Source organism: Streptomyces sp. NPDC005492, assembly GCF_040605995.1.
Lineage (GTDB): Bacteria > Actinomycetota > Actinomycetes > Streptomycetales > Streptomycetaceae > Streptomyces.
This window is the reverse complement of sequence record NZ_JBEXDX010000002.1, coordinates 166007-180629: the sequence shown is the minus strand read 5'-3', so window position 1 is coordinate 180629 and position 14623 is coordinate 166007. Positions and strand designations below refer to the sequence as shown.

The 14623-nt window shown below is 70.3% G+C and carries 14 protein-coding genes and 3 pseudogenes; 11 read left to right on the top strand and 6 right to left on the bottom strand.

What is annotated here, in order from left to right; translation table 11 throughout:
• Window positions 1–10 precede the first annotated feature (10 nt).
• Window positions 11–841, bottom strand: coding sequence for a MurR/RpiR family transcriptional regulator (locus ABZT04_RS03610; RefSeq protein ID WP_356052503.1), 831 nt, complete (start codon window positions 839–841; stop codon window positions 11–13).
• A 31-nt stretch (window positions 842–872) separates the two neighbouring features.
• Window positions 873–1175 (bottom strand): antibiotic biosynthesis monooxygenase family protein, encoded by a 303-nt coding sequence (locus ABZT04_RS03605; protein WP_356052501.1) that lies wholly within the window; start codon window positions 1173–1175, stop codon window positions 873–875.
• Between the two features lie 203 nt (window positions 1176–1378).
• Here ABZT04_RS03605 and ABZT04_RS03600 point away from each other — a divergent pair, with 203 nt between their 5' ends.
• Window positions 1379–2614: an amidohydrolase family protein gene (locus ABZT04_RS03600; protein WP_356052499.1), complete on the top strand. Its 1236-nt coding sequence runs from the start codon at window positions 1379–1381 to the stop codon at window positions 2612–2614.
• A 35-nt stretch (window positions 2615–2649) separates the two neighbouring features.
• Here the strand turns inward: ABZT04_RS03600 and ABZT04_RS03595 are convergent.
• Window positions 2650–2766, bottom strand: a pseudogene (locus tag ABZT04_RS03595) (amino acid ABC transporter substrate-binding protein); the annotation flags it as partial.
• A gap of 520 nt (window positions 2767–3286) precedes the next feature.
• Between ABZT04_RS03595 and ABZT04_RS03590 the strand changes: the two are divergent.
• The 7 genes and pseudogenes from ABZT04_RS03590 to ABZT04_RS03560 all read left to right on the top strand — a co-directional run bounded on the left by ABZT04_RS03590 (window position 3287) and on the right by ABZT04_RS03560 (window position 9896).
• Window positions 3287–3634, top strand: coding sequence for a hypothetical protein (locus tag ABZT04_RS03590; RefSeq protein WP_356052497.1), 348 nt, complete (start codon window positions 3287–3289; stop codon window positions 3632–3634).
• A gap of 196 nt (window positions 3635–3830) precedes the next feature.
• Window positions 3831–4667 carry a DUF2182 domain-containing protein gene (locus ABZT04_RS03585; RefSeq protein ID WP_356052495.1) on the top strand — a complete coding sequence of 279 codons (837 nt, stop codon included), beginning with the start codon at window positions 3831–3833 and terminating at the stop codon, window positions 4665–4667.
• 144 nt (window positions 4668–4811) lie between these two features.
• Window positions 4812–5468, top strand: coding sequence for a DUF1326 domain-containing protein (locus ABZT04_RS03580; protein WP_356052493.1), 657 nt, complete (start codon window positions 4812–4814; stop codon window positions 5466–5468).
• A 348-nt stretch (window positions 5469–5816) separates the two neighbouring features.
• Window positions 5817–5978 (top strand): annotated as a pseudogene (locus tag ABZT04_RS03575) (SHOCT domain-containing protein); the annotation flags it as partial.
• A 30-nt stretch (window positions 5979–6008) separates the two neighbouring features.
• The gene (locus ABZT04_RS03570) at window positions 6009–6500 is read left to right on the top strand and encodes a hypothetical protein (RefSeq protein WP_356052491.1); all 492 of its coding nucleotides are present in this window, start codon (window positions 6009–6011) and stop codon (window positions 6498–6500) included.
• Between the two features lie 259 nt (window positions 6501–6759).
• Window positions 6760–8178, top strand: coding sequence for a DUF2252 domain-containing protein (locus tag ABZT04_RS03565; RefSeq protein ID WP_356052489.1), 1419 nt, complete (start codon window positions 6760–6762; stop codon window positions 8176–8178).
• 101 nt (window positions 8179–8279) lie between these two features.
• Complete coding sequence (locus ABZT04_RS03560; RefSeq protein WP_356052487.1) at window positions 8280–9896, top strand: MFS transporter; 1617 nt, start codon at window positions 8280–8282, stop codon at window positions 9894–9896.
• Between the two features lie 365 nt (window positions 9897–10261).
• Here ABZT04_RS03560 and ABZT04_RS03555 read toward each other — a convergent pair whose 3' ends face one another.
• Complete coding sequence (locus ABZT04_RS03555) at window positions 10262–11599, bottom strand: hypothetical protein (RefSeq protein ID WP_356052485.1); 1338 nt, start codon at window positions 11597–11599, stop codon at window positions 10262–10264.
• Window positions 11600–11772: 173 nt separating this feature from the next.
• On the opposite strand from ABZT04_RS03555, the gene ABZT04_RS03550 reads away from it, so the two are divergent.
• From ABZT04_RS03550 to ABZT04_RS03540, 3 genes are all read left to right on the top strand, one after another.
• A complete protein-coding gene (locus ABZT04_RS03550; RefSeq protein ID WP_356053045.1) occupies window positions 11773–12195 on the top strand; it encodes a DUF6325 family protein in 423 nt (140 codons plus the stop codon).
• A 31-nt stretch (window positions 12196–12226) separates the two neighbouring features.
• Entirely contained in the window at window positions 12227–12511 is a 285-nt protein-coding gene (locus ABZT04_RS03545; RefSeq protein WP_356052483.1) for an SHOCT domain-containing protein, read from the top strand.
• Between the two features lie 103 nt (window positions 12512–12614).
• On the top strand, window positions 12615–13142 hold the full coding sequence (locus ABZT04_RS03540) for a hypothetical protein (RefSeq protein WP_356052481.1): 528 nt from the start codon (window positions 12615–12617) through the stop codon (window positions 13140–13142).
• Here the strand turns inward: ABZT04_RS03540 and ABZT04_RS03535 are convergent.
• Together ABZT04_RS03535 and ABZT04_RS03530 are read right to left on the bottom strand one after the other, a co-directional pair.
• A pseudogene (locus tag ABZT04_RS03535) lies at window positions 13120–14160 on the bottom strand (DUF2252 family protein). The gene ABZT04_RS03540 and the pseudogene ABZT04_RS03535 sit on opposite strands and share 23 nt — an antisense overlap.
• Window positions 14157–14396, bottom strand: a complete 240-nt coding sequence (locus ABZT04_RS03530) for a potassium channel family protein (protein ID WP_356053043.1) — start codon at window positions 14394–14396, stop codon at window positions 14157–14159. Before ABZT04_RS03530 ends, ABZT04_RS03535 begins: the two are co-directional and overlap by 4 nt.
• Window positions 14397–14623: the final 227 nt, after the last annotated feature.

Genomic DNA, 14623 nt, shown 5'->3' with positions numbered 1-14623 from the left:
GGACCGCCGTTCAGGGCTGGTCGTCCATCAGGTCGAGTTCGTCCCACATCTGCTGGATGTGGCCTGCTGAGCGGAGGGCGTCGTCGTCGCTCAGTTCGCTGAGGACGGCTTGGACGGTGGCGACCATGGCGGTCAGGGACGGGCCGCCGTGGACGCCTTCGATGGGAGTGACGATCAGATGGTCGGCGTCTTCGGCGAGCGGCGAGGAGCGCAGGTCGGTGAGGACGATGACGGTGGCGCCGCGCTGGTGGGCGAGGCGGGTGAGGGCGCGCAGGGTCCGGGTCAGGCGCCAGACGTTGACGGCGATGAGGCAGTCGCCCTCTTCCAGGCGGGTGACCTGGACGGCCTGGGTGGTGGGGGAGCCGAGGGCGAGCTGGATGTCGTGGCCTGCGATGGTCCCCAGGTAGCTGAGGACGTGAGCGGGACCCGCGCCGCTGCCGGAGCTGATGACGAGGGTGCGGCGGGCCGCCTTGACGGCCCGCGCCGTGGCGCGGATGGCGTCCAGCGTCTCGGGGGTGGCGAGCGCGTTGATGTTGTGGGCGTCCTGGCGCAGGGTCTGGGCCGCGGTGTCGGCTGCCGGGCCGGGGGTGAGGTCTCCCGAGGAGACCGAGGCGAGGAAGCGAGCCCGTAGCTCTTCGCGTAGCTGGGGCCAGCCGTCGAAGCCGAGCTGCTGGGCGGTACGGACCACGGTGGAGACGTTGACACCGGCGCGCTCGGCGACCTCGCGGGCCGAGGAGTAGCCGGCGAACTGGGGTGCGCGGGCCAGGACATGGACGACGCGCCCGGCCTGGGGGCCGAGCGTCCCACGGGTTCGGTCGGTGAGCCACGCCTCGATGGTCACTGCGCCGATTCTCCTAGCGGGCCGGGCGGGTTCACCGCGTGACGTGATGGTGGGCGACGCGGAATGCGCGGGTGCTCGCGGCGTCGGCCGAGTCGAAGAAGGGTGCCATGCCACGGGCGAATTCCAGACGCCGGGGCGAATTCTGCCAGGCGGCGCGGGCGTCGTCGTCGGCCCACAAGGCGGTGACGACGACGGTGTCCGGGTCGTCCTCGGGGATCAGGACCTGCGAGGCGAGTGCACCGGACGCTTCGAGGATGCCGGCTGAGCGGTAGTACGCGACCAGTTCGTCCCGGCGGCCGGGCGCGGGGCGGAGGGACAGTGCGGTGAATGTCATGCATCAACTGTTGCATGAATACTTCATATGCACTTAACGTTGCATTAGATCCCCACCACCCTTCTGCCCCGCGCTCTTCTGGCCCCCTCCCCCCCTCCGTCCGGCTCTTCCGTCCCCGCTGGAGGCATGGTGGCCATCCAGGACACCCCCTCGGCGAGAAGACCTCCGGCCGCAGCCTGGAACAACTGGAAGGAACTCCCGGCATGACCGCCCCCGCCGCCGCCCGCCTGCTGATCACCAACGCCCGTCTGCTGCACCCCGAGAGCGGCGAACTGACCGACGCCTCATGGCTGGAGGTCGCCGACGGCCGCATCGCCGACCACGGCACCGGACGCCCGCCCGCCGCCCCCGAGGACGTGCCGGTCCTGGACGCCGCCGGGGCCACCGTCCTGCCCGGCCTCATCGACGCCCACGTCCACATCCTGCTGACCACCTTCGACGCGAGGGAGGCGAGCACGTGGACGGCCGGATACGCCACCGTCCGCGCGTTGCGGGAAGCCGAGCGCATGCTGCGGCGCGGGTTCACGACCGTGCGCGACGTCGGCGGCGCCGACCACGGCATGGCCCGGGCGATCGACGAGGGCCTCGCCCTCGGACCGCGACTGGTGTTCGGCGGCAAGGCCCTGTCCCAGACCGGCGGCCACGGAGACGTCCGCCCGCTCAGTGACGACACCCTGCCCTGTTGCCAGAGCCGCCCCGCCTTCGCTCGCGTCGCCGACGGCGTGGACGCGGTGCGCGCCGCCGCCCGCGACGAGTTCCGCAAGGGCGCCGCCCACCTGAAAATGCTGATCAGCGGGGGCGTCGCCTCACCCCACGACGAGGTCTCGGCCGTCCAGTACACCGACGAGGAGATCCGTGCCGCTGTCACCGAGGCCGAGAACCACAACCGCTACGTCACCGTGCACGGCTACCACCCCCGCGGCGTGAACCGCGCCCTGCGGGCAGGCGTCCGCTGCGTCGAACACGGCAACCTCCTCGACGACGAGACCATCAGCCTGCTGCTCGAACACGACGCCTTCCTGGTTCCGACGCTGGTCACCTACGACCAGATGGCACGGCTCGGCAGGCAGTCCGGTATGGCCGAACAGTCCTACCGAAAGATCGCCGACGTCCACGAAGCCGGCCTGAGCGCCCTCGAACGCGCCCACAAGGCAGGCGTCAACCTCGTCTACGGCAGCGACCTGCTCGGCCCCCTCCACACCGCCCAACTCGAGGAGTTCACCCTGCGCGCCCAGGTCCAGCCCCCCGCCGACATCCTCCGCTCCGCCACCACCACCGCCGCCCGGCTGCTGCGCATGGAAGGCGAGATCGGCACACTCGCCATCGGCGCCCACGCCGACCTGCTCGTCGTCGACGGCAACCCCCTGAACGACATCAGCGTCCTCACCCGCCCCGAGCAGAACCTGCGCCACGTCATCAAGGCCGGAACCGCCATCTGAACCAGGGGCACGCGGCCGGGTGCACAGAGCTCCGCTCACCCGGCGTAAAGGACCCGAAAGCGGCCGGGCTCCGCCGGATCCCGGCCGACGACCCGGAACCGGACCGGCGGCCAGACCCACTGCCGGACGCCGATGCCCGGCGTGCGGGAGAAGCCGGCTGCCGGAATTGCCGAGCTTCGAAGACCTGCGGGAACCGATGGTGTGCTTTGCAAGAGGAGCCTTCGGGCCGCTACCGGCTTCCATACCACGGTCGACAGCGGCGCCAACCGGCTGGTGAGGCGTCCCAGATCCAGCGAATTCACGCAGCTCAGAGGCCATACGGCCACCCGAGCGCCGTCGCTTCCCAAGCTGAGAGTGCGAGTTCGATTCTCGTCACCCGCTCTTTTTGAAGCCCCAGGTCAGCGGCCTGTGGCTTGAGTGTTGCCTGGGGTTCTTCGGCAGTTCTGGCCCTCCAGGCGCGCGAAAACAGGACACGCGGCGGGCACGGGGGCTCAGGTCACAGGGGTGGGCCTTGCAGGCCGGCAGGCGGTGTCGAGGGCCTGGGCGAGGTCGGCCGGGCGGGCGGGCCACCGAGTGGTCCAGCGTCCCAGTGACAGCCGCAACGCCCCGAGCGCGCGGGCTGGTTCAAAGCCCATGGCGGTCAGGACAACTTCGCCCCACAAGGCACGCGTGATGGCGGAATGCGCCCGCGTCCTGCGCCCCGGCGGACGGCTGTGCGTCTCCGACCTCACCGTCCACCAGGAGGACCTGCCCCGGAGATCCTCACCCGCCCCGCCGCCTGGGCCGCATGTGTGGCTGGCGCACTCGCCGAGGACGACGTCGTACGCGAACTCGCCCGCGCCGGCTTCCAGGACATCCAGATCGTCCACCGCCGCCCCCTCTCCGTCGACGACTGCGCCCGGTACCCGCTACCCGCTCTTCGACGCCGACACCATCGCCCTCATGCGGCGCCTCGTACCGGCCGCGCGGCAGGACGCGGTCGCCGTGGCGGTCGTCGTCCGCGCCCGCAAGGCCGCCTGAAGGATGACTGCCGCCACCCGTGGCTCGCCGTCGAGACCGCTCCTGCCAAGGGCGTAGAGCTCGCCGGGCCGCCGCTGCCGGTCAAGCCGGCAGGCATGGGAATGCGCGCCAAGACCTTCGCGAAGAACTGCCCGGACCAGCTCGCGCCGAGGGCGGGGAAATGCTCTCCTGGAAGGAGCCGCAGGAGAACACGCCGATGCGTCACAGCCGGGGTTTCGCTGTCACAGCCGGCCGGTCGGTCGCCCCGACCGGAACGGGTGGTGGGTTGCTGCCCACGCGGGATCTCGCGGCCGCCTGGTTCCTCGTGGTCCTGATCGCCGTCCCCGCCTGGGTGCTGACGATCGGGCAGGCCCAGGACATGGGGGTCGAGCCCGGCACGATGGGGATGGCGCTGCCGCTGTTCCTGGTGCTCTGGGTGACGATGATGGCGGCCATGATGCTGCCGTCCATGGCGCCGGTGGCCATCACCTGGGTCCGGGGCATCGGCCGACAGTCCTCCGGCTGGGCCCGGACCGTCCGCACCGTCGAGTTCGTCGCCGGATATCTGCTGGTGTGGACGGCGTTCGGGCTGCTCGCCTACGTCGCACTGGCCCTCTCCGGCAGCCTCGTGGACAACCACCCCACAGCCGGTCGCTGGATCGGCTCGGTCGCCTTCCTGCTCGCCGGCCTCTACCAGCTCGGCCCCTTGAAGTACGTCTGCCTGCGGCACTGCCGCGACCCCCTGGGCCATCTGGTGCGTTACTCCGGCTTCCGGGGGCCGACCCGCGACCTGCGGGTGGGCCTCCACCACGGCGCCTACTGCGTCGGCTGCTGCGCCGGGCTGATGGTCGTCCTCGTTCCGCTGGGCGTGATGAACGTGGCGGCTATGGCGGGGCTGGCCTTGGTGATCTTCCTGGAGAAGCTGTCGCCCCGGGGTGTGCTGCTGGGGCGGGTCGTGGGCGTGGCATTCCTCGTCCTGGCCGTGCTCGCGCCCTTCCAGGACTGGCTGCTGCCCGGGCTGCAGGGCTCGATGCCGTCGATGGACGACATGTGATCCCTGCGCGTAACCGGGTTCCGCGCAGGGGGCGGGAGGTGCAAGCTGGAAGGGAGACCGTATCCCGTCCCCGGGACCGGGCTCGGCGCACGCGGTCTCGCCACTCCGAGTGAGCTCCCTGGAGCTCGGCAGGAGGGAAGCGAGATGACAGAACAGGCCACGACTGCGACGCGCTGGCATCTGACCGGCGACTGGTTCGATGTGTGCAAGTGCGCCATCCCCTGCCCGTGCACCTTCGCACAACCCCCGACCTACGGCGACTGCGAAGGCGTCCTGGTCTGGCACATCCGGGAGGGCAGCTACGGCGATGTCCGGCTCGACGGCCTCAACGTCCTGATGCTCGGCTCCTTCACGGGCAACATCTGGGCCGGCGAGCACAGCGACCCCTACGCCGCGGTGTTCCTCGACGAACGCGCCGACGAACAGCAGCGCGGTGCTCTCGGGGCCGTCTTCGGCGGCGAGGCGGGCGGCTGGCCTGCGCAGTTCGGGGAGATGCTCCACCCCGAGATGCGCGGGATGGATGTCGCTCCCATCCACGTGGAAATAGACGATGACCTCGCCACCTGGCGGGCCGAGGTCCCCGGCCGGGTCACGGCGGTCGCTGAGGCACTCACCGGCCCGACCACCACCGACGGCGGGCGCGTCCAGGTCCACAACGCCCCGGGCGCCGAGGTCGGGCCGGGCCAGGTCGCCACCTGGGGCCGGGCCACCGTCGACCAGGCGAACGCGTTCGGCTTCTCCTGGGATCGCTCCGGCAGGTCGAGCAAGCACTTCCCCTTCGACTGGAGCGGCCCCGACTGACGCAGGCCGGCGTTGCAGGGGCCGCGTCGTAGCTTCCCAAGCTGAGAGTGCGAGTTCGATTTCTCGTCACCCGCTCCAGCATTCGCCCCCAGGTCAGCGGCCTGGGGGTTGTTTGTTGTCCAGTCCAATTCGAGGGCGGCGGACGGACGAAGCCGCTTACACGAAGTCTCAGTTCGCGTGGCCGTCTCGGGGCTCGCCCTCGGCGAGTACGTCGCCTCCGCCGACCGGTACTGGCGGTGGCGCGCCGATCGACGGGCGCCGGGCCGCCCGCAAGGTCACCCGCGTCGGGTGAGGCCACCGGCTCCGGCTGTGCCCACGCTGAGGACGGCACCACCAACGGCTGGGCGGGTGGGCCGCCGGGAGATATCCCAGGCCCGAGCACAGCAGGAAGCCTTCGACGCCCACTTCAGGGAGGCTGCCGGGGCACAGGCCCGGCCCAGCAGCGTCGACGAACTCGCCAAGCTGTCCGAGATCCACGCCCGCGGCGACATCACGGACGACGAGTTGTGAGCATCGGCACGACACGAATCGAGGCGCAGGATGACTGCGGCACAGACATCGCCGGCACACACCGCGAAGCAGGAATTGGCAACCGGCCTGACCGCCTTCGCGGCCGTGATGCTCTTCCTTGTCGGCCTGCTCGACATATTCCGGGGCATCATGGCCATCGCCCAGGACGACATCTTCCTCACCACACGCAACTACGCGTTCCAGTTCGACCTGACCGGCTGGGGCTGGATCCACCTCGCGCTGGGCGCGCTCGCCGTGATCATCAGCATCGGGCTGCTCCGGACATCGACTTGGGCGCGCGTCCTGGGCGTGGCCATCGCCGGGCTCGTCATCATCGCCAACTTCCTCTCCCTGCCGTACTACCCCGTGTGGTCGGTCGTGATGATCGCACTCTCGGGCTTCATCATCTGGGCCCTGTGCATGGTCCCGCGCGACAACCTCTTCGACCTGTCCGAGGAACGCCCGCTGTCCGAGGAGCGTCAGCCGCACAGGATGTCGTATCCGCCGCACGGGCCCGCATGAGTACAGCGGCCTCAGGGAGCGGCGGCGGAACGGATCGGGCGGATGCCGGCCGGGTGGTGGACGCGGCGGAGCGGATCGCGAGTGGACGGTCCCTCGCCGACTGGTAGAGGTCTCCCACCGGGGATAAGTTGTGGGGAGAGCCACTCGCCCACCGGGCGGCGTCGGCCGCGAGACGGATCCACCGTCTGGAGCACCGAACCCCGATGTGGTCAACCCGAGTTCCTGCCCACGCGTCGGCGCCCTGAGGGGAGCCACTGCAATGGCCATGAACAACGCGTTGAGTGACGACATACTCCACCGCACACCTCAGGAACGTGCCGCGCGGGGCAAGGACGCCCGGTCCGCGGTTCCGCGTTCCAGCCACGCCGAGTACGAACCCCGGGGGAAGCGGCCGGACCCGGTGGAGGTCATCGAGAAACAGTCGGCGACGCGGGTGCCCGAGCTGGTACCGATCCGCTACGGCAGGATGACCGAGTCGCCGTTCCGCTTCTACCGGGGTGCCGCGGCCATCATGGCCGGTGATCTCTCCGACACACCGAAGACCGGGTTCAGAACACAGCTCTGCGGCGACGCGCACATGCTGAACTTCCGGCTGCTGGCCTCGCCCGAACGCCGTCTCATGGTCGACATCAACGACTTCGACGAAACCCTGCCCGGCCCGTGGGAATGGGACGTGAAGCGTCTGTCCGCCAGTTTCGTCATCGCCGGCCGGGCCAACGGCTTCAGCACCGGGGAGCGGGCCGCCATCGTACGGGCGACCGTCCGCTCGTACCGTGAGCAGATGCGCGTCTACGCCGGGATGGGCAATCTGCCGGTCTGGTACGCCCAGTTCGACGTGGACGCGATCGCCGAGCGGTACTCGCCCCAGGTCGACCGGCAAGTCCGTAAGCGCTTCGCCCGTACGGTGGCCAAGGCGAAGCGGCGGGACACGCTCCAGGCGTTCGACAGACTCACCACCGTCGTCGACGGCCATCGACGCATCGCCCCGGACCCGCCGCTGATCATGCCCCTGCACGACCTCCTTCCCGGCGGCGAGCGCGACCAGTTGGAGAGGGACCTCCACCGTCTGATCGAGCGCTACGGACAGACCCTGCAGTCGGACCGGCGTTTCCTGCTGGAGCAGTACCGGCTGGCCGACATCGCGCGCAAGGTCGTCGGAGTCGGCAGCGTGGGCACCCGCTGCTGGATCCTGCTCCTGCTCGGCAGGGACGACGAGGACCCCTTGTTCCTGCAGGCCAAGGAGGCCGACCAGTCCGTCCTCGCACCGTACGCCGGTGCCGGCGCCCACCGGACGCAGGGCGAGCGCGTGGTGTCCGGCCAGCGCCTGATGCAGGCCACCAGCGACATCTTCCTGGGCTGGGAACGTGTCGAGGGCATCGACGGCCGACGGCGGGACTTCTACATACGGCAGCTGCGGGACTGGAAGGGCATCGCCGAGCCGGAAACCATGACGCCCGACAACATGCGGACCTTCGGCGAGGTGTGCGGTGCCACGCTGGCACGGGCCCACGCCCGGTCCGGTGACCGGATCGCCATCGCCGCATACCTCGGCGGTGGGGACATCTTCGACCGGGCGCTGGCGGTGTTCGCCGAACGCTATGCCGACCAGAACGAGCACGACCACCAGGCACTCGTCGACGCCGTCCGAACGGGCCGGGTTCCCGCCGAATCGCTCTGAACGGGCTCTGAGGAGCTCGGCGCTCGCCCCGTCGCCGCCAACCGGTCGACCCCGGTGGCGCGTCGAGGGCCCGCCCTCGGCGCAACCGACACGATTCGTTCATGGCACCCATCGCAGAAGCTGCCCCACATCCGGTGAAAGCGCGAGTCGTCCTGCTGACACTCGGGGCGGGGCAGTTCCTGATGGCTCTCGACAGCTCGGTCATGAACGTTTCGATCGCCACCGTGGCCGAGGACCTCGACTCGACGGTGACCGATATCCAGGGGGCCATCACGGCCTACACCCTGGTGATGGCGATGTTCATGATCCCGGGCGGCAAGATCGGCGCGCTGATCGGCCGCAGACGCGCGTTCATGATCGGCTGCGCCATCTACGGCTGCGGCTCCCTGACCACGGCGCTCGCACCGAACCTGACCGTCCTGATGATCGGCTGGGCGTTCCTGGAGGGGATCGGAGCCGCGCTCATCCTGCCCGCGATCGTGACGCTCGTGGCGAGCAACTTCGCCGTGGAACGCCGTCCCGCCGCCTACGGACTCGTCACGGCGGCGGGAGCCGTGGCGATCGCGGTCGGGCCGCTCATCGGCGGTGTCGCGACAACGTACTTCTCCTGGCGCTGGGTGTTCGCCGGCGAGGTCGTCGTGGTGCTCGGCATCCTGCTGCTCGCCCGCCGGATCGCCGACGCGCCGACCGGCGAACGCGCGCGTATCGATCTCGTCGGTGTCGTGCTCTCCGCCGCCGGGCTCGGGGTCTTCGTCTATGGGGTCCTGCGCTCCGACGAGTGGGGCTGGTTCCAGCCGAAACCCGACGCGCCTTCGTGGCTCGGGGTGTCGCTGGTCGTGTGGCTGATGCTGGCCGGTCTGCTTCTGCTCTGGCTCTTCCTCCGCTGGGAGGCACGTGTGGTGCGGCGGTCCGGGGAGCCGCTCGTCGACCCGGCCATGCTGGAGAACAAGCAGCTCGCCGGCGGTCTGACGATGTTCTTCTTCCAGTACCTCGTGCAGATGGGTGTGTTCTTCGTCGTACCGCTGTATCTGTCGGTCGCCCTGGGCCTGTCCGCGCTCAAGACCGGCGCCCGCCTCCTGCCCCTCTCGCTGACGCTGCTGGCGGCCGCGATCCTGATCCCCCGCTTCTTTCCGGACGTCTCACCACGGCGGGTGGTGCGGCTCGGGATCCTCGCGCTGCTCGCGGGCGCGGTGGTCCTGATGGCCGCGCTCGACGCGGACGCCGGTGGGGAGATCGTCACCATCCCGCTCCTGCTGATCGGGCTCGGCATGGGCGCGCTCGCGTCCCAGCTCGGTTCGGTCACCGTGTCCGCGGTGCCCGAGGCACAGAGTCCGGAAGTGGGGGGAGTCCAGAACGCCGTCACCAACCTGGGCGCCTCGATCGGCACGGCACTCGCCGGGTCGATCCTCATCGCCGCGCTCACGTCGTCGTTCCTGACCGCTGTCGAGCAGAACCCGGCGGTGCCGGGCGACGTCAAGAGCCAGGTGTCCGTCGAACTCCAAAGCGGCGCGCCCTTTCTGTCGGACGCTCAGCTGGAGACGGCTCTCGACAAGGCCGGCGTGAGCGCGGAGGCATCCCAGAAGGTCCTCGACGCGAACACCGAGGCTCGGCTCGACGGCCTGCGCGCCGCACTCGCCGCGCTCGCCCTGACCGCGCTGCTTGCCCTGTTCTTCACTTCACGGATCCCGACGGCCCAACCCCGGTCGACGGGGCGGTAGCCCCCGGCCGGTGGCACGACGACCCCGAAGGTCCCGGCCTCCCCTGTGGGCCGGGCATCCCGCCGCACCTCGCAAGTGCCCGATCCCGGGTGCCGGTCGACGATGCGCCTACGACCGCGCCCGGCCGGTCCAGGAGATCCTGGCCCAGCGCGGGACAGCACCGCGGTGCCGGGCCTGTCGACCTCGTCGCGGCCGGCCACGGCCGAGTTGCAGGGCCGCCCGTCCCTGGACGCGTTCCACGCCCCGTTCTTGCGAAAGCGCAGGTCAGTGGCCTGGAGGCGTGACCTCTGGGTGATGGACCGGCTGGGGCGTGTGGGCGAGCTCGACGCCGTCCGGCCGGAAAGCAGGCTCCCACCAACAGCACGTCAGGGAGTGGCGGTAGACCGGGAGTCGGTGGCGGCCGGTGCGGATCCGGTGTCCAGGAATTCGCGGATCGCGAAGCCCGCCAGCACGATGACCGCGGTCCACACGACGACCATCGTGGTCGGGTAACTCCAGGTGAACAGGACGATCGCGGCGATCACCACGATCGCGGCCCCGATCCACCGCTTGAAGCGGTGCACGAACCGCCCGACCGCCCCCAGTCGAAGCCCTCCGGAGACCGCCACGTCACGCATGGCGCCGATGCTCCTGCGGCAGCTCGTGCGGACGAGGACGGCGATCCGGGACGGGCCGCTCAGGAAAGCGCCGACGGCGGTGACGAGGGCTGCGGCACCGAGCGCCCGTACCCCGGCGCGCAGGAACTTGATCAGGGCGTCGTACACCGCTCCGGCGGCGGCCGGGGAGGCGCCGGGGGGCAGATGGTCGAGGTACACGTCACGGAAGACGGTGAGCATGATGCCGAGGAACAGCATGGCCGCGAACACCGCCAACGCGGCCCCGATCAGCGCGTGCCGGCGGTTGAACGCGGTGTAGACCCCCGCAGCGGCGACCAGCAGGGCGATGACGGGCAGCCAGCTTCCCATGATCTGCAGCACCCTCACGTATGTCTTGATCTTGCCGATGTCCTTCGACTCGAACACCACGAAGTTCGTGTGGACATCCGGGATCTTCGCGGCCACGCCGAGGCCGGCGCTGACCAACCGCTCCTTGACCCTGGCCACGATCGGTGCCACGTCGATCACCACCTGGTTGTTCTGGAGGGAGGCCGCGCCATCGGCTCTGCCCGTCAGGGCCTTCTCGACGGCCGAGTGCGCTCTGCGGTTGCCTTCCACCCAGACCGTCTTGAAGGCAGTGCTGGTGACCACCCGCTCCACGGTGCCGCTGACCAGCTGCTTCAGACCGCTCGTGATCGGCGCATGCAGATTGCCGACCAGCTGGGCTGCCCTCGGTGGGACGCCCTTCTCCGACACGGTGTCCTGCAGCTGCTTGACCAGTGCGTCCACGTCGATCTGTGCCAGCACCTGGTCGGTGACCCGCCGGGTGACCGCCCTCTGCACCTCCGGATGGGATGCCAGCGGCCCCACCGTGGCGACGTAGCGGTCCGTGTCCCGCACGACGCTGTTCGCCCAGACCGCGACGACGGACAGCAGCGACAGCAGGGCCGCGAAGAGAATCAGCAGCACGGAGCCCGTGGACCGGAACGGGTGATGCCGGGCCGCCTGCGGGCGCGTGCCACTCTCGAGGGCACCCACGCGGTGCCGCAGTTCATCCAGTTCGCTGCGCTCCTGGTTCGAGAGCGGCTCGTCACCTGTGTGGGCCATGGACACCAGAAGATCGATGCGATGCCGCAGGCGCCACCGGGGTGGGCCCGACGAGTGAACCTTCCACGACGTGCGACCGGCACGGTCCGATGATGCAATGGCAGAGGGGCAGCCACGAGCTCAGAGGTGACGCCGTGAGCGACGCATTCGATGAAGTCGACACATCCGGCGAGATGGGACCGATCGACTATCTGGTCGTCGAGTTCCCCGGCAACCGAATGACCGGCGAGGGCCTCCCCCTCCTGGTCGATCTGGTGGACCGCGGCCTCATCCGGATCCTCGACCTGACGTTCATCCGGAAGGACACCGACGGATCCGTGACCGGCCTGGAGATCGGGGATCTCACCGGCGACGGCGGACTCGACCTGACCGTCTTCGAAGGAGCGTCCTCCGGCCTGCTGGGCCAGGACGACCTCGAAGAGACAGCCGCCGCCCTGGAACCCGGCAACTCCGCCGGCGTTCTGATCTACGAGAACCTCTGGGCCGCGCCGTTCGCCGCCGCCCTGCATCGCGGCGGTGCCGAGCTGGTCGCCTCCGGACGAATTCCCGCGCCGGCCGTTCTGGCCGCGCTCGACGCGACCGAGACCGCGCCCTGACGAACAACGAGAAGCGAGAAGGGAGATCGCCATGCCGGGACTCCTCCGAGGTGTCGCCCGCACGGCCGTCGTCGCCGGAACGGCGACCGCCGTGTCGAACCGCGTATCCCGCCGACAGCAGGGGCGGTGGGCGGCGCAGCAGGAGTACCAGGCGCCCGCACCGCAGTCGGCGCCTCCTGTCGAGCGGAACGCTCCGCCCGCCTCCGACATGACCAGCAAGATCGAACAGCTGAAGCAGCTGGGCGACCTCAAGGCCCAGGGCATTCTCACCGAGGCGGAGTTCGAGGACCAGAAGCGCAAGCTCCTCGGTTCCTGACCCGCTCCGGGGAGGCACATGGCGCGTACTTCGGATGCGATGAGCGGAGCGGTGGACCGTTCGCCGGCCACACTCCGGCCGGCTCCACTGGAGGGAGTCGCCGGTGTCCAGAACCAGGACCGGCCCGACCACGGCCAGCAGTGCGCACCGGGCCGAGCACCGGGCCCGCGCGGACTACACGGGCGGGGTCTACGGATCCATGCTCGCGGCCTCCGTGGTGATCGGCGCCGGCTCCCTGGGCTCGTTCCCCCGTACCGAGCTGGTGGTGCTGCTGTTGCTCACCGGCGTGGTGTTCTGGATCGCGCATGTGCACGCCCACCTGTTCGGGGCGCGCCTGGCGCAGCGAGCACTGGACCGCCGGGTCGTGCTGGACGTCTGCCGCGACGAGTGGCCGATTGTCAACGCCGCCGTACCGCCGGCGGCCGCGGTGGCCGTAAGCCCGCTCCTGAGCCTGGATGTGCGCGGAACCCTCTGGCTCGCTCTCTGCGTCGCCGTGGCCGGCCAGGTGGGCTGGTCCGTGGCCGCGGCACGGAGCGCCGGTGCTTCGCGGCGGCTTGTGGCCGCCACGGCGTCGGTCAACCTGGTGCTCGGCCTGCTGATCATTTCCTTCAAGATCGTTCTGAAGCACTGATCCGGCCTGTACGGCAGGCGGCTCCCAGTGCCTCGTAGTCCCGCTCGTTCTGGTCGGCGTAGGACTGGGCGAACTCGGTGAGTGCGCGGTCGAAGCGGTCGCTGCCGCCCAGGTAGGCGGTGATGGCGACGGGATCGCCCGAGCGGGCGTGGGCCCGTGCCAGGGACGCCCCGCACAACCGGCCGAAGAGGGCCAGCAAAGCCGGACTCATGCTCTCCGGCCGGGCGATGCCCTTCCAGTCCCACAGCTGGCGCACGTAGAAGTCCCGGTCCGGCCCGTCGAAGCCCGTCTGCATCAGGCGCTGACCGGCCACCACCCGGCGGCCCTGGTTGTCGTAGCGTTCGCCGCCCGTGTGAACGGCCAGCACCGACTCCTGGGTTGGCCATGTCCACCAGACGGCCGCCCGGCCTCGGACGGGTCGGTCGGCGCCGGCTGCCCGAGCGGAGTGATCAGCGGCGGGTCCGGTGCGATGCGCCGGCCCTCGGCCGTGACCCGGGTGAGCTTCGCGAAAGCCCGGAGATGAGTACGCGTGCGAGCCCGCTCCGCTGCCCGGGAGGTACGGCGCCGGACCCCCTCGTTCATCGAGGAGGCCAGCAGCTGCCCCACCCGGTCGGCGTCGTCCTGCGCGTACCAGATGTCCAGGGTGCGCGTACCGGCGGTCGAAGACGAGACGACGCTCCGGCGAGGCCAGCAGTCGGAAGTTGAGCAGATGGGCGTCCCCGCAGAGCTGCACCCACAGCCCGGTGCTCGGGAGGGGCGCCAGGTCGGCTGCCATGCTCGCCGCCGCGCCGCGGTAGAAACGGAACGGTGACTCGAGCATCCGGCTGTAGCGGGTCGGCACCAACTCCGGTACTCGCTAGGCCGACTGACGCTCGATCACCTCCACCGGATCGGGCCGCCGCTGATCCACCTCGAACCAGCCGTGACTCGAACGCGACGCGCGCGTGCGCGCCCTCCTGCCGTGGGCCGCTCGGTCGGTCAGTGGCAGGGACGCGGTGAAGTTGCTCGGTACGGTCATGGTCCGGCCTCCCGGTCGGGGGTTCCGACGTCGGATGCAGCACGCGACTTCGCCGACGGCCCACCGCGCTGACGGAGCGGCCACGCCTGGACCGCGCTCGCCGGCGCCGTGCGGCGACGTCCACTGGCAGCGGCCCCTCCCGCCATCTGCGCCATAGTCAGCAGGCGCCCGGTCCGGGACCGTGCCGTGAGGTCTCCGAAGCCGACGGTACTGAAGGTGATCAGCGTGAAGTGCAGGGCGTCCTACCCGCTCCCCGGCCGCCGTCGCCGGTGCCCGCCTGGGCCGGACCGGGTGCGGTCCGCCCCGGCGGTGCTCGGATCGCTCATCTCATGTGCCTTGGTTCCCTCTGGTTCCGTCCGGCCGGATGACCGAGGGAACAGGGTGCCCGGGAATTCCCACCTCACCGCCGCGGCGGCGTCGACGGATCACCGTGGTGGGTGACCCCGACGAACCGTCGGACCCT